Annotated in this window: 23 protein-coding genes; 5 read left to right on the top strand and 18 right to left on the bottom strand. The window is 40.5% G+C overall.

The window, feature by feature from the left end:
- Positions 1-32: 32 nt before the first annotated feature.
- The 4 genes from pdxA to E2L03_RS07565 form a co-directional block, all read right to left on the bottom strand.
- Positions 33-1,049 (bottom strand): 4-hydroxythreonine-4-phosphate dehydrogenase PdxA, encoded by a 1,017-nt coding sequence (gene pdxA, locus E2L03_RS07580; protein WP_038476307.1) that lies wholly within the window; start codon positions 1,047-1,049, stop codon positions 33-35.
- The gene (locus E2L03_RS07575) at positions 1,046-2,335 is read right to left on the bottom strand and encodes a four-carbon acid sugar kinase family protein (RefSeq protein ID WP_134258852.1); all 1,290 of its coding nucleotides are present in this window, start codon (positions 2,333-2,335) and stop codon (positions 1,046-1,048) included. Before E2L03_RS07575 ends, pdxA begins: the two co-directional genes overlap by 4 nt.
- 23 nt (positions 2,336-2,358) lie before the next feature.
- Positions 2,359-3,345 carry a 2-keto-3-deoxygluconate permease gene (locus E2L03_RS07570; protein ID WP_038476302.1) on the bottom strand — a complete coding sequence of 329 codons (987 nt, stop codon included), beginning with the start codon at positions 3,343-3,345 and terminating at the stop codon, positions 2,359-2,361.
- A 162-nt stretch (positions 3,346-3,507) separates the two neighbouring features.
- A complete protein-coding gene (locus E2L03_RS07565) occupies positions 3,508-5,169 on the bottom strand; it encodes a sigma-54-dependent transcriptional regulator (protein ID WP_197196487.1) in 1,662 nt (553 codons plus the stop codon).
- Between the two features lie 244 nt (positions 5,170-5,413).
- Here E2L03_RS07565 and E2L03_RS07560 point away from each other — a divergent pair, with 244 nt between their 5' ends.
- Entirely contained in the window at positions 5,414-6,256 is an 843-nt protein-coding gene (locus E2L03_RS07560; protein ID WP_038476294.1) for a YitT family protein, read from the top strand.
- A 52-nt stretch (positions 6,257-6,308) separates the two neighbouring features.
- Here E2L03_RS07560 and srtD read toward each other — a convergent pair whose 3' ends face one another.
- Complete coding sequence (gene srtD, locus E2L03_RS07555) at positions 6,309-6,950, bottom strand: class D sortase, LPxTATN-specific (protein WP_134258850.1); 642 nt, start codon at positions 6,948-6,950, stop codon at positions 6,309-6,311.
- A gap of 129 nt (positions 6,951-7,079) precedes the next feature.
- Between srtD and E2L03_RS07550 the strand changes: the two genes are divergently transcribed.
- Positions 7,080-7,649, top strand: coding sequence for a DUF4256 domain-containing protein (locus E2L03_RS07550; RefSeq protein WP_134258849.1), 570 nt, complete (start codon positions 7,080-7,082; stop codon positions 7,647-7,649).
- Between the two features lie 230 nt (positions 7,650-7,879).
- Here E2L03_RS07550 and E2L03_RS20300 read toward each other — a convergent pair whose 3' ends face one another.
- The 5 genes from E2L03_RS20300 to E2L03_RS07530 are packed head-to-tail and all read right to left on the bottom strand — an operon-like array spanning position 7,880 to position 10,212.
- Positions 7,880-8,029 (bottom strand): hypothetical protein, encoded by a 150-nt coding sequence (locus tag E2L03_RS20300; protein WP_166740218.1) that lies wholly within the window; start codon positions 8,027-8,029, stop codon positions 7,880-7,882.
- Positions 8,030-8,064: 35 nt separating this feature from the next.
- Entirely contained in the window at positions 8,065-8,517 is a 453-nt protein-coding gene (locus E2L03_RS07545; RefSeq protein ID WP_134258848.1) for an NUDIX hydrolase, read from the bottom strand.
- A 26-nt stretch (positions 8,518-8,543) separates the two neighbouring features.
- On the bottom strand, positions 8,544-9,179 hold the full coding sequence (locus tag E2L03_RS07540) for a pyridoxamine 5'-phosphate oxidase family protein (RefSeq protein WP_038476288.1): 636 nt from the start codon (positions 9,177-9,179) through the stop codon (positions 8,544-8,546).
- 15 nt (positions 9,180-9,194) lie between these two features.
- Positions 9,195-9,758 (bottom strand): ATP-binding protein, encoded by a 564-nt coding sequence (locus tag E2L03_RS07535; RefSeq protein WP_134258847.1) that lies wholly within the window; start codon positions 9,756-9,758, stop codon positions 9,195-9,197.
- A gap of 10 nt (positions 9,759-9,768) precedes the next feature.
- Entirely contained in the window at positions 9,769-10,212 is a 444-nt protein-coding gene (locus E2L03_RS07530) for a GNAT family N-acetyltransferase (RefSeq protein ID WP_038476282.1), read from the bottom strand.
- 128 nt (positions 10,213-10,340) lie between these two features.
- Here E2L03_RS07530 and E2L03_RS20295 point away from each other — a divergent pair, with 128 nt between their 5' ends.
- Positions 10,341-10,511, top strand: a complete 171-nt coding sequence (locus tag E2L03_RS20295) for a hypothetical protein (RefSeq protein WP_160319308.1) — start codon at positions 10,341-10,343, stop codon at positions 10,509-10,511.
- A 20-nt stretch (positions 10,512-10,531) separates the two neighbouring features.
- On the opposite strand, the gene E2L03_RS07525 is transcribed toward E2L03_RS20295, so the two are convergent.
- Complete coding sequence (locus E2L03_RS07525) at positions 10,532-10,747, bottom strand: hypothetical protein (RefSeq protein ID WP_134258846.1); 216 nt, start codon at positions 10,745-10,747, stop codon at positions 10,532-10,534.
- Between the two features lie 364 nt (positions 10,748-11,111).
- Here E2L03_RS07525 and E2L03_RS07520 point away from each other — a divergent pair, with 364 nt between their 5' ends.
- Together E2L03_RS07520 and E2L03_RS07515 are read left to right on the top strand one after the other, a co-directional pair.
- Complete coding sequence (locus E2L03_RS07520; protein WP_038476279.1) at positions 11,112-11,735, top strand: DUF2239 family protein; 624 nt, start codon at positions 11,112-11,114, stop codon at positions 11,733-11,735.
- A 2-nt stretch (positions 11,736-11,737) separates the two neighbouring features.
- Complete coding sequence (locus E2L03_RS07515; protein ID WP_134258845.1) at positions 11,738-12,628, top strand: alpha/beta fold hydrolase; 891 nt, start codon at positions 11,738-11,740, stop codon at positions 12,626-12,628.
- 489 nt (positions 12,629-13,117) lie between these two features.
- Here E2L03_RS07515 and E2L03_RS20290 read toward each other — a convergent pair whose 3' ends face one another.
- The 7 genes from E2L03_RS20290 to E2L03_RS07485 all read right to left on the bottom strand — a co-directional run bounded on the left by E2L03_RS20290 (position 13,118) and on the right by E2L03_RS07485 (position 19,911).
- Positions 13,118-13,255 carry a hypothetical protein gene (locus E2L03_RS20290; protein WP_166740217.1) on the bottom strand — a complete coding sequence of 46 codons (138 nt, stop codon included), beginning with the start codon at positions 13,253-13,255 and terminating at the stop codon, positions 13,118-13,120.
- Between the two features lie 108 nt (positions 13,256-13,363).
- A complete protein-coding gene (locus tag E2L03_RS07510; protein ID WP_134258844.1) occupies positions 13,364-13,891 on the bottom strand; it encodes a GNAT family N-acetyltransferase in 528 nt (175 codons plus the stop codon).
- Positions 13,892-13,931: 40 nt separating this feature from the next.
- The gene (locus E2L03_RS07505) at positions 13,932-15,152 is read right to left on the bottom strand and encodes an aminopeptidase (protein WP_276338663.1); all 1,221 of its coding nucleotides are present in this window, start codon (positions 15,150-15,152) and stop codon (positions 13,932-13,934) included.
- 17 nt (positions 15,153-15,169) lie between these two features.
- Positions 15,170-15,688 carry an NUDIX hydrolase gene (locus tag E2L03_RS07500; RefSeq protein WP_134258842.1) on the bottom strand — a complete coding sequence of 173 codons (519 nt, stop codon included), beginning with the start codon at positions 15,686-15,688 and terminating at the stop codon, positions 15,170-15,172.
- Between the two features lie 260 nt (positions 15,689-15,948).
- On the bottom strand, positions 15,949-17,367 hold the full coding sequence (locus tag E2L03_RS07495) for an NAD-dependent succinate-semialdehyde dehydrogenase (protein WP_134258841.1): 1,419 nt from the start codon (positions 17,365-17,367) through the stop codon (positions 15,949-15,951).
- Between the two features lies 1 nt (position 17,368).
- The gene (locus E2L03_RS07490) at positions 17,369-18,748 is read right to left on the bottom strand and encodes a hypothetical protein (RefSeq protein WP_134258840.1); all 1,380 of its coding nucleotides are present in this window, start codon (positions 18,746-18,748) and stop codon (positions 17,369-17,371) included.
- Entirely contained in the window at positions 18,745-19,911 is a 1,167-nt protein-coding gene (locus E2L03_RS07485) for an iron-containing alcohol dehydrogenase (RefSeq protein ID WP_038476258.1), read from the bottom strand. The genes E2L03_RS07490 and E2L03_RS07485 overlap by 4 nt, the downstream gene beginning before the upstream one ends.
- Between the last annotated feature and the right edge of the window lie 20 nt (positions 19,912-19,931).

The raw sequence follows: 19,931 nt of genomic DNA, 5'->3' as shown, positions 1-19,931 counted from the left end.
AAAAACCTCCAAAATGATGGAGGTTTTTTTCATTAATTCTGTTCTTCCCAAATAGGCGCTAGCTCACTTGCAGATTGAATGGCAACAATCATGCTTTTTTCATCAGCTATGTTTTTGCCAGCAATATCAAAGGCAGTTCCGTGGTCAACTGAAGTACGAATGATACCACCTTTTAAGCCAACTGTAATGTTGACACCTTCTTCAATCCCCATTACTTTAATCGGCGCATGTCCTTGATCATGATAACACGCTACAACAATATCAAAGTCACCGCGTCCCGCTCTAAAGAAAAGCGTGTCCGCTGGGTAAGGTCCTTCTACATGAATACCCTCTTTTTGTGCTTGTTGGATACCCGGAAGCAATTTCTCTTCCTCTTCTCCGTAACCAAACAAACCGTTTTCACCTGCGTGAGGATTGATGCCACATACCGCTACTCTCGGACTCTCAATACCGGCATTTTTCAATGTTTCATGTGCAAGTTTCACAACTTTATACGTTCGTTCTGGTGTAATACTTTCAATGGCTTTAATTAAGCCAACATGCGTCGTTAAGTGAATTACACGCAGATTAGGTGTTGTCAACATCATGGAATAGTCTTCTGTATCTGTTAATGTTGCGAGAATTTCCGTGTGACCTGGATAAAGATGACCTCCTTTATGAAGAGCCTCTTTATTTAATGGCGCTGTACAAATTGAATTAATTTCATGCGCTTGAGCTAATGATACGGCTTTCGCTAAATATTGATAAGCTGCATCTCCTACAACGGCTGCTACTTCTCCAAAAGCCGTGTCTTCTGGCAACAGATCTAAATCAATCATATCAATCGTGCCGTGGCTAAACTGCGCCTGTGCTGGTTCACTCACAACATTGACCTTAACCGAAGCTTCCGTGATACGTACTGCTTTTTCAATGATTTTAGCATCACCGATAACGAGCGGACGGCATTCTTCGTAAACAGTGGAATGGCTTAATGCCTTTACAATGATTTCTGGTCCAATCCCAGCTGCATCCCCCATTGTAATCCCAACGATTGGTTTCGTCTTACTCATTTTTTCTCACCCTTTAACCTTTCGATGGAATGAATCAAGACATCCTCTTGACCAAATCCACCTGCTTTTGTTATTGCAAAAAGTCCTTTTACACCAATGAAAGTTGAAATTGGTACCCCTACTTCAAGTTCATCGTACAATTGGAATCCTGTTACACGCCAATGTTCACAAATTTTCTTCGCTGTGTCTCCGCCAGTCATAACGACACCTTGGAAGAGCTTGGCTCTTAACAGCCTTGCAGAAATTTCGCCCATCATATGAACAATTTCGCTGCTTGTTTCTGAATACGTATAGCCATTCAAATTACCTACCCGGCGTGCGTGCTCAATGTCATTCTTTTCACCAGCAGAATATAGAACAACATCATGTCCCTCAAAAGCAAGTTTTTTTGCTGTACAATAGACTCTTTCTACTTCAGCTCTTCTCGTTTCATCGTCTGAAACGGCTTTATGGGAAGCCACTTCAATCGCTTCTACCGATTTGTTGTTCAGTAGTTGCTTTAACTGCTTTCGAGACTGCACATTTACACTTCCAACAACCGTCAATACAGATTTCTTCCGATTTGGAATTTCCAACGTATTTTCCGTCTTTTCCAAACCATAATGTTCAGGAAGATGGTTGGCTAAGCCAGCAGAACCAACAAGACCTATTTTGAATGGCGTGCGCTTCATCTCTTTTAAAAGAAGCTTTAAGTCTTCATCTATTTCCGAATCAATAACAACATAAACAATTTGATCTTCCTTCAATTGATTAAGTTTGTCATGAAATAAACTTGTATCTCGTAATTCAGATACTGTCACAAGCCCTACTTTTGTATCAAGTTGATCACCTATTAATGTTGGGAGATGGGATTCTACTACAGGCGTAACCGGATCATTCGCAATTTCCGTTTCCCCTAGTTTGCGCCCATTTAAATAATGATATCCCTCTATGACCGTTCGACCATTCGTCGGATAACCTGGTGCAATAAAGATAAAGTCCTGTTGATACTCTCTTTGAAAACCTAACAGTTCTGCCCCAATATTTCCGCGCATAGTCGAATCTATCTTTTTATAAATATTGGTGACACCTTGTTTTAATAAGAACCTTGTTACACTTGATACCATGTCTTCTGCTTTATCAGCACGAATGGCACGACTATCTGTATCAAAAACAACGGCATCGTTATCACCAAGATAGCGCTTATCTTCTTTAAAGAAAACAGATGTTTTCAATCCATATTTCGCTAATTGGACACCACTATCATTAGCACCTGTTAAGTCGTCTGCGATAATTGCTAAATTCATAATTCCTCTCCTTTAATCATCCACTACATCGTTGCATTTATCTCATTTATAGGCTTACCGGTTTTCTTCTCTAGTCGCCGCGCTAGTATTCCTATAAAGACAGGTAATAATATCGCGGTTGTTACAACACTTGCCGCTACTTGTACCGTTGCAATTTCCGCCATCGGCATGAATGATGCGTTTGCTGTGGCAATTGCCATTGGTGTACCTACTGCGTTTCCAGCTGTTGAGCCTTCTGCTGTTCCAACAATCGGGTTCCAACCAATCCATTTAAAGATAAAGTAACCAATTCCACCAGTAAGCAAGACGGTTAGTACACCTAGTAAGATTCCACTAATACCACCTTGAATAATCGCTGTGAAGTTAATCCCCATTCCTAGTGAAAAAGCAAAGAATGGAACGAGTTTGTCGCTGCCTTTGTAAAGAAATTCACCCATGTCTTTATCGATATTACCGATTGCAATACCAATTAAAAGCGGGAGCAATACAGCTACAAAGTCAAGTGGAGAAAACATCCCTTGAGCAAAGCCCATTGTTCCGAAGATTGCTAACGCTACCATTGTTAAGAATGGACCGTCACTTAAAGCTAAAAATGGATAAGCTGCTTTATCATCTTCTTTTCCGTACTGTCCAGCTAGAGCAATATATAAACCACCATTTGAATTCGTCATTGCTGCGATGATCGCAATTGGCGCTAATCCTAAGAACAAGCCATTTGAATCCGCTAAGATTAGTGCGAGTAAGCCGACACCTGCTCCAATTCCCCATTTAAACGAGAGAAGTGTTAATCCTTTTTTCACCGATGTTCCTGCTGTTTTAAATGTAATCTGTGTTCCAGCAATTAATAAAAACAAAGCAATTAGTGCGCCTGAACTATTAACGAATAGAGCTTCTGTAAAACCACCAATTCTTAATGCATTTGGAAAGAATGTATTAATTGTCGCAGCTAGTAATAGCGGGACAACCATCATGCCTCCTGGGACTCGGTCCAAAAAAGCTTTAATCTTCATATCGTTACTCCTCCTCTATTTAAAAACGCTTTCACTTATAAGTTACTTGCATCATAAAAGATATTGAACAATATTGCAACACATTTTTGTAAAATTAATTCCATAAAATAAAAAGCGTTTAATAATGCAACAGTTATATGAATAAAAAAAAGCCTAAAGAATTTAATCTTTAAGCTTTCTCCACAGCGTTGCTCGGTTGATACCTAATCGCTTTGCTGCTTGGGTTTGATTTTGGTTTTCTTCCTGTAGTACTTGAGCAATAATCGCTTTTTCCATTTCTTTTAACGTTCCATTTATTGGAAACGTTTGTTTTTGCTCGGTTGTTTCAACGACCGATTTAATCACTTCTTTACTTAATAGGTACTCTTTTTCATCCATCGTTGCATTCTTAATCACTTCTCGTAATGTTCTGATGTGATGCTTGTAAGACAGATGTTCCAAATAAGAGATAGCCTCTTCAGAGATACCAACTGGCCTTGTTCCATAAATTTGATGGAAATCTGCTAAGAAAAATGTTGCTAAATCCCCAATGTCCTCTTTACGATCCGCTAATATCGGCAGGTGGACATGTTTTAACCCCCATGCTTCAAGCTGTTCCTCATCCCACCTAACTGAAGTGTGCAGAATCAATTGAAAGGAAGTAGCTTTTCTTTTCTGTAAACATGCAGACAAGAGGTCCTGGTGTTCATCTATCGAAAATTGATTTAACACGATAGTTCTTGGTTTCTTTGTAAGCAAGTGCTCTAAATCGTGTAAAGAAAACACATCGGCATCAATTTCCACGTATGGCTCTTCTCTATTTTCAAGTATATGAAGCTGCCTCGTGAGGAACGTTTTCCCTGTACCCCGTTCACCTGAAATAACTACCGCTTCATTTTTCTTAAATAGATGCTGTAATAGCCTAAACCGATTGGCAGATGGAATCGATGACATTGCAACAGGTTCCTTTTTCATAATCGTTTTTTCTGTTACACCTTTTAAGTTTAAAACAGGATGCAAGTGACTTAACACATACACTTTATACCGTTTATCTAGTAACATTCCTCTTACTTGAAGACGTCCTTGGTCTTTTGTATAAAACTCTTTAATTGATTCATTAATAGCAAGACTTTTGTGTAACAGTGACCATTCCGATTCTTCTAGTGGGTCACGAAAATCTTGAAAATGCTTGTACAACAAAGTCTCGTCTTCATCAAACATAACAATGTTGCGATGTTCCTCAATAAGCAATGATTTCATTACATGATTAATAATTGTTTGCTTCTTCAAGGTTTGTATTAAGTAAATTGCTTCTTCAATCGCTCGAGCTACTGATTCTCTTCCTGATTGAAGCAACATCCCTTTCAATCCAACCTCATGAGATGTATTAATGGTAATGACATCCCCTAATATATGGCTATAACCTGCCTGCTTCAGTTTAAGTAAGAGCGAAGTAACTTCATTTGCTGAATGAATCGTATAGACATTGATTGGCAAATGCAACAGTTTAATAATTGCCGCCGCTCCTGCTGTAATGTTCTGAAAGCCTACAACAGCTGTTTTTTCATTTAATTTACTTGCCAGCGTTAACGATCTTGTTAAATCATATCCAGAAAGTTGAATATCAATAACCGGAATAGACACCGCTTTTTTAATTAGCTTGGCTGTGCCTCCTCGACTAATAATAAGATCAATTCCATCTTCTTGTTTCTCCAACGCAATCTCTAGCCCTCTTTGTAAATCTCCAACAGAATACGTAATGTCAGCAGATGGAAAAAGCGGAATACACTCGCTCAAAACGGAAACCATCGCAGAATAAGGTGCGACAATGTGAATGCGTACCAAATTTATCTGCTCCTTCATCTGTATCATTTTTTTACTATCATTGAACCACACTCATTATAAAAATGATAGGTAGCAACAGTTGAAAACCACATTTCTTATCAATTTTGCAGTAAATTGACGGATAATCGTAACAAAACGTACGAAATCTAAAAAGGATATTGAATGATCTCCTTCATTCCTATATATTTAGAAATTGGTGAATGCACTCATTATTTATGAGTAAATAGAATTGAGGTTTGTTTTTATGAAACAAGTTTCGGAACTACGATCCTATTCGTTAATTATTCTCGGTACATTTATTGTCGCCTTAGCATTTAATCTTTTTATGCTTCCAGCCAGTTTGGCCGCTGGAGGAGTAAGTGGTATTAGCATTATTTTAAACGACTTATATGGCTTTACACCTGCGGTGGTACAGCTGATTATTAATGTACCTCTTTTCTTTGTCGGTTACTTGATACTCGGTAAAAGCTTTAGTGCAAAAACACTTGTCGGTACCTTCATATTACCTGTCTTTATATGGCTTACATCCTTTAAGACATTTTCTGTTACTGATCCATTTCTAGCCTCTGTTTATGGAGGCATTCTTTTCGGGGTCGGGCTAGGACTTGTTTTCAAAGGAAATGGATCAACCGGTGGAACAACTATTATTAGTCAAATTATGCGGAAGTATTTTAATATTTCCAGCGGATTTGCTCAACTCATTATTGATGGGATCATCGTCGTTGCTGCAATGATTGTCTTTAATTTAGAACTCGCTCTTTATGCAATGGTCGCATTGTTTATTGGAAGCAAGGTTATTGACTTCGTGCTTTTACGTTCGACCAATTCAAAGCTTGTTCTTATTATCACGGAGCATGATCAAGTAGTGACAGATCTCATTTATAATGAAATCGACCGCGGTGTAACAAAAGTCTGGTCTGAAGGCGGCTACTCCAAAGCAAGAAAATCATTATTATTTAGTGTAGTTGACCAATCTGAAGCCGTTTATTTAAAAGAACTCATTCAAACCCATGATTCCAATTCGTTTGTTGTCTTCTTAAGCGCCTCTGAAATTATTGGAAAAGGGTTTTCGTTACCTAAAAGCTAAAGTATGCTGGAGCTGCTTTAGCTTTTTTGTTTAGAAAAACGTCTGCGGCGTGCTACATCTCATAGGTTGCAACCAAATGGGACTGAATAATATAGCGGTCCGGCGCTGCACCTAAGTATTGGAATGGATAACAGGTTGTAACCGTTAACGTGGCTTCGTCTTTTTTCACAATCACTGTTCGATCCTCTGCATCTGTAATCCACGTGTCATTAATTTCATAAACATATTGAATCCCGTCAAATTCCACTATTAGTTGATCCCCTATAACCAATTCACCCAATTCAGAAAACACGGTATCCCGGTGGCCACTTAACACCGTATGTCCTTTTTCATCAGGCGTTGTTGTCCATTCACTAACATACATGCCAACTCCTTGATGGAGCGTGGCATCGTCTGTGCCCCAGAACGTATCATAGGTTTTATTTAGCTCAGGAATGGATAACTTGCCAATGTTTTCACCAGTTGAATAGTATGTGAGTTGATCATTGGATTGTGGTTCTGATGATGAAGCCCGACGTTCGCCTTCAACTTCTTGAACGGCACTTCTATGATTAAGTGAGGTACTATGAGCCTCCTCCAGTAAACTCTCACTTGCCATTGGCTGGACAGATTGAGTGCTTTGCCACCATTGATACGAGAAAAAAATGGCAATAGCCAACCCCATTACGATTACACCGTTATAAACGCTCTTCATACGATCACCTCGCTTCATCAAGCATACCGTACATAAATACAAAAACACAAATGATTCCATGTACTCCTTGAGCTTTTAAAAGGGATTAAAGTTTACTATACTAATAAAAAAAGGACTTCCCAAAATGAGGTGACCTACATGGAAAACCATTTTCTTTCTGATAAAGATGGTCAAGCATTACTAAGTACACTAGAAAATCGCTTTAAAGCGAATCAACAACGTCATCCATCGATTGAATGGACAACGGTTAAAGAGAGATTAAAGAATCATCCTGAAGCGCTTTGGTCACTAAATGAAATGGAGATGACCGGTGGAGAACCGGACGTTGTTTTTTATGACGCCAAGCAAGACCTCTACACTTTTGTTGACTGTTCAAGAGAAAGCCCTATAGGAAGAAGAAGCGCCTGTTACGATCAAGCCGCCCTCGATGCTAGAAAGGCAAACAAACCAGCCCTCAATGTTATTGACACGGTGAAGGCAATGGGCACTTCTTTACTTACAGAAGCCCAATACCGTGCTCTACAAGAGCTTGGTGAATTTGATGCTAAAACGTCGAGTTGGGTTCAAACACCAGCGGATATAAGAAAGCGAGGCGGAGCGCTATTTTGTGATTATCGCTTCGGACATGTCTTTGTCTACCATAATGGTGCATCATCCTATTATAGTGCGCGAGGGTTTCGAGTCGCCTTAACGATATAAGAAGGAGACGGAAAGTGACACCCTTTTTAATGTCAAAATAACGATGGCGTAGCGGGGATTGAGGAGACTTCTCTTAAGAGAACTGCGTGGTACGATGAAAAAGGACCAGCAAGGCAAGCCAAGCAGTTTTTACATTAATGGGGTTTTAACACCATTCGATTTACCTAACGTGTGATAGCTAATGAACCAGCTTTAGCAAATAGAAAGTGGACAAGCATTAATATGAGTCCTCATTCACATTCCCTCATTAAAAATAACGGGTGTTCCCCGTTATTTTGTACCACTATCGTAAGAACCGTTGTTTTTAAGCAAACTTGATCATACTGGGTTGATGCTGTTCTTAACGTCTTATTATATGGAAGTCTCGTTGTTGCTTTCATATTACTCTTTATTTTCATCAGAAAACGCTATTTTCTTAAACGAGATTAAGGATGTTTTCTTTTACATATTGCCTCATTTCTTCATGACTAAGGTACGTTAAAAATTCACTTTTATGAACGAGCTGGATCCCACTAATTTCCCCATCTATCGGCTTAAGGTGGTCTACATTCCCTGTAAACTCAACTTTAAAAATCGTTGTTTCTTGCGCATTGTAGCCAATTTTTTCTTGCATATCAGGAGGAAATGAAAAGTGTAGCTGGGCATCAAACTTGTTACAGATCGTGAAAGCAGTTGACCCTGTCTCTTCATAAAGCTCTCGCAAAATAGCCGCTTCCAACGATGGATCGCTTTTTTCAACCCCACCTTTTACGATATCCCACTCATCGTCAATCTTCACTTCCCCATTTATCGTATGCTGCCACGACTTACACACGACAATGTAAGAATCGCCTTGATGAATGATGGCTCCAACTGCTTGGCGAATCATTGTATTCCCTCATTTCTATTCACCCATTAATAAAGACGTTTTGTGTAGCTTTCTTCTAACGATCGTTCAATGTCCTGCTCCGATTTTTGACCGACGCTCACATGAGCCTGTAACATCCTTGCAGGTGAAGGACGCTCCCCTTTCTCAGCCCACGTCTCAGGCTTCCATAGACCAGAACGAAGAAACGCTTTTGCACAATGAACATAGCACTCGTTCACACGAACGAGCACACCAAAGTGTGGTGTTTTTCCTTTTGCCACGCATGCCTTAAGCAAGCTCGGGTCACGGCAAATGAAAGCATCCCCATTCACACGCAACGTTTCTCCTAATCCAGGAATGAAGAAAATTAAACCAACATGAGGGTTTTCAATCATATTGTGAGCAGAATCCATGCGCTTATTTCCAGGCCTTTCAGGAATGAACAAATGATGCGCATCGATCACATGAACAAAGCCCCTTTCATCTCCTCTAGGTGTCACATCGCATTCACCCTTTTTATTAGAGGATGCCATCGTTAGAAATGGAGAGGCTTGGATAAACGCTACACATTGTTCATCTAAATAGGAAATCACTTTATTTGCTGCCATCTCGCTTGGCTTTCCAACTTCTTCACAAAAAGCCTCAAATTCATTTTGAGTGGTTATAATGTCTGTAAATGCCATAATACGCTCTCCTTTTTAGTGAAAATGAAAGACATCTTGTATGTGTTGAGCCACTTCATTTGGATATAATGATGTATTATTGATCCGTACGTACTGCTTTTTGTTTAACTCGCCCTCTTTTGAGTTTAAGCGATGGCTTTCGGCTGTTTCTTTTAGTTCATTCTCCGAAAAAACGATGTCTCGCTTTGTTGGTTTCTTTTCAAGACGGTGTTCACTTTTATTTCGTACTAAGCGCTCCTCTAACGATGCTTCCAGCTCAACAAAGTACACACGTCCTCCCTGCTCCTCAAAGATAGCAGAGATGTCTGCAACATAATCCCAATCTTTCTGCAAATCAAACGCCCATACATAGGTGAAGATTACACCCTTCAGATCGCTTTTAGCAGCGGCTTGAAAGATTTCCCTCCGAAATTGATTCACGAGTCGCCACGTTTCATCTGTAAAACCAAGAACAGGAGCAACGGCATCAATTGTCATGTGATTGTGAAACAACTTCATGCCCGTTTTTTCTGCTAATGCTTCGCCAACCGTCATTTTCCCAACAGCTTGAGGCCCAAACAGGATAATAAGGTCTGCCATGTTCTCCCCCTCACACTAGTCCTAACTCATAATGATAAAACTGCTCATCCCGTTTATAGCCATGTTTTTCATACAACCGTTGTGCAGGGAAATTGTCAGGTGCCGTGCTAAGCGCGATACTCACTGCACTTGTTTCTAATGCATAGGCTTTTGCCTCTTCAAGAAGAGCTTCTGCTACACCTTTTCCTCTTGCATTCTTATGTACATATAAATCATTTAAAATCCACGCTTTCGCCATTGAAATAGATGAAAATGTCGGATAAAGCTGGGTGAATCCTAAGTAAGCGTTATCCTCCTTCACCATAAAAAGGACCGAATCACCTTTATCTAATCGAGCATGCACGTACTCTCGGGCCCCGTCCAAGTGATCTTCTTGATGATAAAATTTTCTATACTCATTAAATAATTGCGCAATTCCTTCTAAATCTTCTAATGTTGCTTCCTTCACTACCATAAAGACCCTCCCCTTTTTTCCACATTATACAGGATTAGCAGAGGAGTTTCATTTATCAATGACTCTCTCTCTTATGAAAAAGGTATTATAATGAAAGGAAAAATAATGATCATTTAGGAGAACATACTATGAGTAAGGTACTATTCCATTCAGCTGTAATCGTCCTTTTGGTTTGTCTACTTATTGTACGATTTGTCTTTAATAAAGAAGGGGATTGGTTCTATTTAGCTGTTATTGGGCTACTTGTTTTAAGACCTATAGGCAACTTTTATCTAGATAAAAAAAGGCGTTCGAATTGAACGCTTTCTAAATTAGTTGTCTACTTCATTCTTTTCTTTGATTCTCGATAACAATGTATGGTTATTTCTAACAGATCATCCTTATACGACAATTCACGAGAACCAATGACGTAACCCCATCCCTCAAGTAGTAAAACATCCTTTTCGATGGGTACAAATAAATGATGATCAGATTCAATTGTCTTTAAACTTGTGTTTTTACCATCATCTAGCTTGTACAGTAGTCTTGTCTTCATAAACTCACCCCTTCTTCGTTTTACGAGTTAAATAAAGACAGGTTTCATTCACAGTCTAGTATGCTATGCGTGCAGGTAACAGCATTTCCAAACTTGCTAACAGTTATTTCAAAAAGCATTACATGAAATAGAGTTTTAAATGATGCTGCACAAAACCTCCACCGTTGCTTAACTTAATCGAAAATGTAAGTCATTGCATCTAACAAAAACAGTAGTTTATTAAAAACTATCAGATTGATAACCCTCCTCTTATACCGTTTTATTACCTATAAACAACAGTTAAATAGATTTCACCCGGGTAATATTGACTTTCTTATTTTACCCGGGTATTATTAGTGTTGACATTCAATAGAGGAGGTAGAGCATGAAGAAAGACCTAACGTCTGTTTACTGCACGGCATTTTTGGATATGAAGCTTTTCGCCAGTGGCTCATTACATCACGTTGCTGTTACAGTAAAAGATTCTCTAGATGACATAGACGTTTCGCGGTTGCTTATATTTGACGACAACACCGGAAAGCAGATAGATATTGATTTTCGTGGAGAGATTGATAGCGTACACAAACGATTAGAAGAACGGTTTGGTGACTTGCCCGATAAGGAAGTGAATCATCAACCTACCCGGCAAGTAGGTCGACCGAAGCTAGGAGTTGTATCCCGTGAGGTTACGTTATTGCCGCGGCATTGGGAATGGTTAAAGAATCAACCTGGAGGAGCGTCAGTAACATTACGGAAACTCGTTGATGAGGCTCGTCGCGCTGGAGGAGAACAGAGCAAGATACGAGAGGCACAAGAAGCAACATATCATTTTATGACAGCTATGGCAGGTAACTCTCATCAATACGAAGAAGCTTTGCGAGAACTATATGCTGGAAATTCAGACTGTTTTTATCACTTCATTGATGATTGGGCACCTGACATCGTTCACTACATTAAAAGACTAGCTGCTAATGCATTCCCTGAACCAAATAAAAATAAGGAGATATAAGAATGAACGTTCTAAAACTAAACACTATCGAATTGGCTTATGACAGTTTCGGTAACGAAAACGACGAAGCTATTATCTTAATTTCCGGTCTTGGAGTCCAAATGATTCGTTGGACGGATTCGTTCTGTCAGATGCTAACAGAGCGCGGCTTCCGCGTTATTCGTTTTGATAATCGTGACGTAGGCTGTTCAACGCACTTTAGCCATTATCCAGCACTGGACTTTACCACCTTGGCGACTTCTCTCATGTCAGGGGAGCGACCAGACATCCCTTACACTCTCAATGACATGGCCAAAGACGCCATTGGACTGCTCGACGGCCTAGCCATTGACCGAGCTCATTTCGTTGGCAGATCCATGGGCGGGATGATCGCTCAAATTGTTGCCAGTGAGTACCCTGAACGAGTTTTATCACTTACTTCCATTATGTCCAGTACCGGTAATCCCGCTCTTCCTCAAACTTCCCCAGAAATCATGGCGATGATGACTAAACCAGCGCCGAATCCATTTGAGGATGAAGTAGGATTTTTGGCGCACAAGCTCTCTTTTGCCAAATGCATCGCTGGCACCGGCTATCCGTTTGAAAAGAAGGCATATCGTGACTCTATTATGGCGGAAGTCCAGCGTAACTACGATCCAGGCAGTGTCGGTCGACAAATTGCTGCTATGGCTATTGCTGGTGACCGTCGTCCGCGTCTTGCGACCATAAAAGTACCGGTGCTCGTCATTCACGGAATGGATGATCCCTTAATCGACCCGGCGTGTGGCGAGGACACGGCTTCTGCCATCCCCGGAGCTGAGCTACTGTTGGTTGATGGCATGGGACACGACCTGCCGCCACAGCTCTATAAAGTAATCATTGATGGTATAGAACGAACGGCTCGTCATCAATAACACATTCATCAGCCGACGAGTCCTGTGCTGTGCAACGAGGGTAGATAGATCAATTTAAGCTTCCTAATCGAGAGGCGTTTTATTTCACTTCTTTCAGCTTTTAAAACAAAAAAGCCCGGAAACCGATGGTGAGAAATAAACTAAACAACTAAAGTGTATATGATCACGAATGTTTCAACCTCGTTTGTTAAAGTATTATGGGAACTGCATCTGTTAAAAGGCTTTAAATGAACAATCAATCACAACAAAGAGGCTGGTACAAAAGTAGATAGACAGACCAAAATGACGAACATTCCTGAAAATAGGAACGTTCGTCGTTTGTTTATATGAAAATTAGCGGAAGGATTCTCCTGTAGCGGTGCTACTCAGCATATTTTAGACTATTCGTCTTTTCAACTACTACTTTTCGTTATGTCCCAGCCTTTTTTTAGCGACGAAAACTACAAAAATGCCAGAACTGTCTAACCACCTTACACAGGTAAACTTCTTCTACAGTCGTTCAATCGTGGCATTCACATCAGCTGTCATCTTTTCCAATTCATCATAGACTGTCTCGATAGTAGTTTCCAACGCTTCACGTCTAGGATCTTCTTCTTTTAATCGACCGAATACAAATGGATTTTTCATTCTTTCACACCTCCTATCTCAAAGAATAGAGTGTGACGTAAGGTAGCTGTCTACTGTAATTTTTAATTGATTTCTTTCGTTCCTTGAATTCTACTACCTTATTCTTTTTTAAGAATGTGAGCACCGACCAAATTCTTCTTTTAAAATGGCATAGTAATATTCATCCCACCATCCACTTTCATGCGGGATGCATTTCTTAAAATAACCTTCTCTTCTCATACCTAGTTTTTCCATCACTCTCCAGGACGGCACGTTTTCAGGTTGACAAGTAGCTATAACTCTATGTAAACCTACGTTTTCAAACCCATATTTCAGAACGGCATATGCCGCTTCGGATGCATAACCTTTGTTTTGATAATTCGGATGAAACACCCATCCTATTTCGAAGGTGTGAGAACCAAAATAATCATGGAACACGACATGACCAATTAGGGCCTGATCTTTCTTTAAGAGTACTGGAAAATTCTTTGCATGGTCACCACTATTATTTAGAATCAATTGTTTTGTCTCGTCTTTAGAAAGTACACCTTCAGGCATGTAATACATCGTAGCAGCATCAGAGGTGTAACGATAAACCGCTTCCCAATCATCGTGTTGAAACGTACGAATGGTTACTCTATTTGTACTTATATCCACACTCTGTCCCCCACTCTTCGAAACATTTTAACGAAACCTCTCAAATGCGCCATTCTCCGTTTTCCATCAGGAGAACTTCTTTCTGTTCTAATAAACCAAAAACATTCATTGAATGATCGCCTATCATCATATCTTCATGAACGGCAGAGGTATTCATCCCTAAAGCTGTCAACTCTTCTTTCGTCTTAAGAGACCCATTTAAAATTGTATCGATGTACGCTTGACCAAAAGCAATATGACTAGCAGCATTTTCATCTAATAATGTACTCCAAAAAGTTACTCCTGTTTTAGCTATACTTGAATTTGCTGAAACAAGTGCAACTTCGCCAATCATTCCAGCACCTTCATCTGTTTGTAAAAACTCATGTAAGATCTGATTGTAAGGGTCCATTTTAGTTATCTTCCCGTTTTCAAAGAAAAACTTTATCCCATTAATGGCTTGCCCTGCTAAAATGAAGGGTTTGGTCATTGTTGCATAACCATTCACATGATGTTTATTGGGCATTGTCCAAACTTCTTCAACAGGTATATTAGACATAAACGTTCTTCCATCTTTTGTTGTTTCCGAACCACCTAACCAGACGTGATCCTCCACTAACGAAACGGTTAGATTGGTTTTCTTATTTACAAACCGTAACGCAGCAAATTGATAGTTGTTCAATTTTTCAGCTAGCTTTTTTAATGTTGAATCGTGTTGTTTCCACGCTTGTATAGGGGTAGGATCACTCGATTTAGATACATCGAGGATCAGTTCCCATAACAATTTAACCGCCTCTTCTTGGGAGTGGTTCGGAAAGACGTGCAAGGCCCATTCGATCGTCGGTGCGTTCACAACTACCCATTTATTATGATTTTCCATACCATACGTTTGGCAAGGTCTCATAGCCATGGATTTTGTTTTCGTTAGTATTGAAGCTCTTTCGATCGACTCATCTCTCTGATTCGAAAACGTTGGCGCCTTTATCGTAATCATAGAATAACCGGACTTTGCATAATTGAGTTGGTTTTGCACTTCTGTGTTAGGAAATTCATCAAGGAAATCCTCTGCCAAATAGTTCACTCGACTCCTTTCAATTTCCGGATCTCGTAAATCAAGGGAGACATAGTGGGCACCATTCTTGTAGGCTTCTTTTGTCATTTCTCGTACTAACGGCAGGTGTTCTGAGGAAAAATTGATTTTGATCAAGTCTCCTTTCTCAACACACACCCCAACATTTACAATGACTTTGGCATAATGAGTTAAGTACGTACTGTTATTTATAGTAAGACCCCCTTTTTTTATAAACGAATGGAGCCATAATGATGTCGGCCTTCAAAAAGAAACGACAGGAGTCCCTCATAATAAGGCACAAACTCACCTAGCTGAATAAGGGTTAAAATCTCCTCCTTTGAAGCCCATTTCGCCGCTTTCACCTCTTCACTCTGTAACACCAATTTCGTTAAATCAATGTCCTGTTCAATGAGATAATAATCGTCGAAGCCACGGTCAAAATTAATTGTAATGTGCGGACGAATGGTCTTAAAATCATATGAAATACCTAACTCCTCAAATAACTCTCTCGAAGCAGCCTGCTGACTAGTATCACCGGCAACTGCACTGCCACCACATGTGATATCCCATAAGTTTGGCCATCCATATTTGAAAGGTTGCCGCTGTTGAATAAGCATGTCTCCTTTTGAATTAAAAATACATACGTGTACAACTAAATGAAATTCATCGGGTTCCATTGGATCTCCACGCATAATTTGTTTCTCTAATTTCGTTCGATTTCTGTCAATTAAATCCCATTTCTCCATTTTTAAACTCCTTCATTTCAAGAAAGATACGATCATTCGTTTTCTTACAATTCCACTACTCTATTCAAATCAGCTGTTGGACGCAGGTTCCCTTTTCACTAAGTTCTATAAGAAAAGAATCAATTCCTTCCTCCGTTCACTTTGTTAGGTTATGTACGGTGTAAGAAATACAAGTGATTAACCTAAAAAAAGACGCCAGGAAAACTTTCCTAGCGACATTCCTTTTCTATCATGTTGCATCCTGATTATAAATGCTATCGTTACAACTCCATAGAAATATATTTTACTTCAAGGTACTCTTCAATCCCCCAATGACCACCTTCCCGACCAAGACCACTTTCTTTCACACCACCAAAAGGCGCTTGCGCAACAGATGGTAACCCGTCGTTTAAGCCGATAATTCCATATTCCAATGCTTCTGAAATAGTAAAGGCTTCGCTTAAATTCGTTGAGTAGACGTATGCGGCTAAACCAAAAGGGGTAGCGTTTGCCCTTTGAATAACTTCATCAACGGATTGGTACGTCGTAATTGGCGCAAGCGGGCCAAACGTTTCTTCATTCATACAGAGCATATCGTCAGTTGCATCCATAACGACAACTGGCGTTTGATAATAACCATTTGTCTCTTCCGGTTCTTGTCCATAGATAAGGGTTGCGCCTTTTTCTTGCGCATCTCTTAGATGGTTTTGAACCTTATCTACTGCGCTTTGATTGACAAGGGGACCGATGATGGAATGGTCTGCTAAGCCGTTACCTGTCTTCAACTGTTTGACAGCCTGAATAAATGACTCTGAAAATAGGTCTTTAATGGATTCATGTACGAACACACGATTAGCGCATACACACGTTTGGCCACCGTTTCGATATTTGGAAGCCATTAATCCATCTACTGCTTTTTCAATATCAGCATGTTGGGTGACAATAAATGGCGCATGTCCTCCAAGCTCAAGGGATAACTTTTTTACTGTATCCGCAGCCTGTCTCATTAATAATTTCCCGACTGCCGTTGAACCGGTAAACGACACTTTACGAACCCGATCATCGTTCATCCACACTTCACCTATCGCCGCCGCATCTCCTGTAATGACATTAATCACACCTTTTGGAACCCCTGCTTCTAAAGCAAGATCGGCAAGGCGATAAGCAGTAAACGGCGTCAATTCTGAAGGCTTGACGACAGCGGTACAGCCAGCTGCTAATGCCGGCCCTAACTTACGAGTGAGCATCGCTGCAGGAAAATTCCATGGAGTGATTGCCGCAATTACACCAATAGCCTGTTTCTGAACGAGTATTCGTTTATTTGGCGCGCTTGCAGGTACCGTTTCTCCATATATACGCTTTCCTTCTTCCGCATACCATGAAAGAAAACTATTGGCGTACCGAATTTCACCCACGGCTTCTGTTAAAGGCTTCCCTTGCTCAATGGTCATCCCTTCGCCGAGAATCTTTTCATCTCGCCTTATTAATTCGTGCCATTTCAGTAAATATTCGCTTCGTTCAGCGGCAGTTTTATTTTTCCAAGCTTTTAGTGCAGAAGCTGCCGCATCTACGGCTTGCTTTGCTTCTTCCCGACCTGCTTTGGCAATTGTACCAATGATTTCTTTTGTGGCTGGATTTTCTACTTCAATGGTTTGATTCGTCCAAACGTCTCCATTGTTAATAAATAGAGCTCGATTCATGTTACGCACTCCTTTTTTCTTTTTGATCTTTTACAAAGGTTTCATCGTTCTCTCCATTAAAGAACTGCTTTCCATAAATCAGTAAACATAAGATCACACCTGCAGCAAAGGCCCAAGCCGCACCTTTTACTGCTAAAATGGCTGCTATCACGCCAGCAATACCTAAATCGCGCTGGCTTTTCGCTTCTAAAATCCCAATTCGAACGCTTACGTATCCCTGAATTAATAAAGTTAACGCCATTGCCACTCCAAGAATGGGCTCAACTAAGCTTACAATTGGTAATAATAATAGGCCTGTATTCGTCCCTAATCGGAATGAACCCATTCCACCAAAAATGGAATGCATCGATCTCTTTCCTTCTTTAAATCGCTCTGTAATAACAACCTGCATTGCCGCCCACGTTGGTCCTGCCATCGTTACATCAGGACCAATAATGCTCATAAAACTATTTCTCCCACCAAATATAAGGTGAGCACGGTTTGGATTGTACTCTACTTTTTCATCTTCGCGCACTTCATCTGCCTCTTTGATGATAGCTTTCGCTTGGAGAATATCGCCAAATAAAACGAGATACGCAGCAAATACAGTAGGCAAACAGGTTAAAAACATCATAAGCGGAGGGAAGCCAACGCCAAACAACGTGTATTCATTCCAAAGGGTGATAAAGTCAGGCTTTGAAAACCCCCACTCAATTGATGGCCAAGGAGCCTCACCGAATAATGGAGCTACCACAACGGCTAAAAGAATGATAGGCAAAATTCCTAGTTTCCCTACTAAACCATAAACACCCCCACGTGTTTTCAGACGTTGAAAATGCTTTGAAAACATTAGATAAAAGCCTATCCCGATTGCAATGGAAATGGTCCATGGAAACGATTCAAAACGTCCTCCAACTTCAAAGATCGTCATTACCGCAATAATTCCTGCTCCTAAAATAACACCTGATTTAATTGCACTAGGGACAAAACGAACCACTTTACTTGCTAACCCTGTCGCTCCTAAGAAAATGGAAATGAGCCCTAACGTTAATTGAAACGCAATTAATGCATGCACTCGTTCATCTTCTGGAAACGATGAAACGTAAATCATAATAAGTGGAATAGCTGGTGTAATCCAACCTGGCACAACCGGATCGCCAAGTAAATGATGGGTTAAATAAAACAGTCCATTCAAAATGACGATAGCAAGGGCTGCTTCAAATGGCATACCAAGCAGTTCCATTAGTAACGGAATGGCGGCTAAATCCACTGCACACATCAGCAGTCCCTGCACATAATCTGGCCATTCAAAACGGTAGTGGTAGAAAGGTACTCTTAGCTTAAACGGACCTAATGGCTGATACGGTGTTTCCTGACCAAACTGCCGTTGTCTCCATTTCATCGCGCTATCCGTCCTTCATATGCCGCTTGATAAATTTCATAGATTTCCTTTTTCGTTAATTGGCGTGGGTTATTCTTTAAGAGGCGATCAATTTTCGACGCATCGTCTGCCATTGCTTCTAAATCACTTTTCTCAATATCAAATGCTTTCAAGCTAGCAGGGATATTCACCTGCGCGCATAACCGGGTCATCGCAAGAATGGCACGATCCGCAGCTTCATTTAGACTTAACCCTGTCGTTTTCTCGCCTAATGCTGTTGCAATATCACCCAGACGCTCTAAACAAGCTGGTTTGTTCATTTCCATTACAAACGGTAATAGCAACGCATTACTCACACCATGCGCCATATTAAAACGGCCTCCTAGCGGATAGGCTAGTGCGTGCACCGCTCCTACACCGGCATTTCCGAACGCCATTCCAGCCATTAAGCTTGCTGTTGCCATTTCTTCTCTCGCCTCTAAAAAATGAGCATTTGTATATGCTTTCGGTAAACTCCGAGCGATCATGGTAATCGATTGAAGGGCGAGCGCATCTGTAAGTGGTGAGGCATTGACAGATAAGTAAGCTTCAATTCCATGAACCATGGCATCAATGCCACTTGCTGCTGTGACATGCTGTGGTGCAGTACGGGTCATCTCAGGTGACACAATGGCTACATCTGGCAGTAAGAAATCACTTGCAATCCCCTTTTTCAATTGTGCTTCTTTGTCCGATAAAATCGCAATATTCGTGACTTCTGAGCCTGTACCTGCTGTTGTAGGAATAGCGATAAGTGGTGCACCTTTCTTCGGAACGAGATCGGTTCCAACAAAATCACTTAGGTCACCGTCATATGTTGCATAGACAGATGCCGCTTTAGCCGTATCAATAGCGCTCCCTCCACCAATTGCAATAAAACCATCGTGATCGCCTTCCAGAAACACGCGTTTACATGCTTCAATAACAGCAAAAGCTGGTTCTGGTTGTACCTCTAAAAATGTACCATACGACACCGTATCCAAATGGTCACAGACTTCTTCTAACAAGCCTGCATCTGCAATAATACGATCACTAACGATTAACGGCTTCTTCATCTTTAATCGCTCAACTTCATGTTTCACTTGCTTGGTAGAACCTGACCCTGTCCAAATTTTGTAAGCGCTTTTAAATTGTTGCTGATTCATATTTCTTCCCCCTATCTTTT

This window comes from Shouchella oshimensis (assembly GCF_004375095.1).
Lineage (GTDB): Bacteria > Bacillota > Bacilli > Bacillales > Bacillaceae_D > Shouchella > Shouchella oshimensis.
This window is presented reverse-complemented; position numbering and strand designations above follow the sequence as displayed.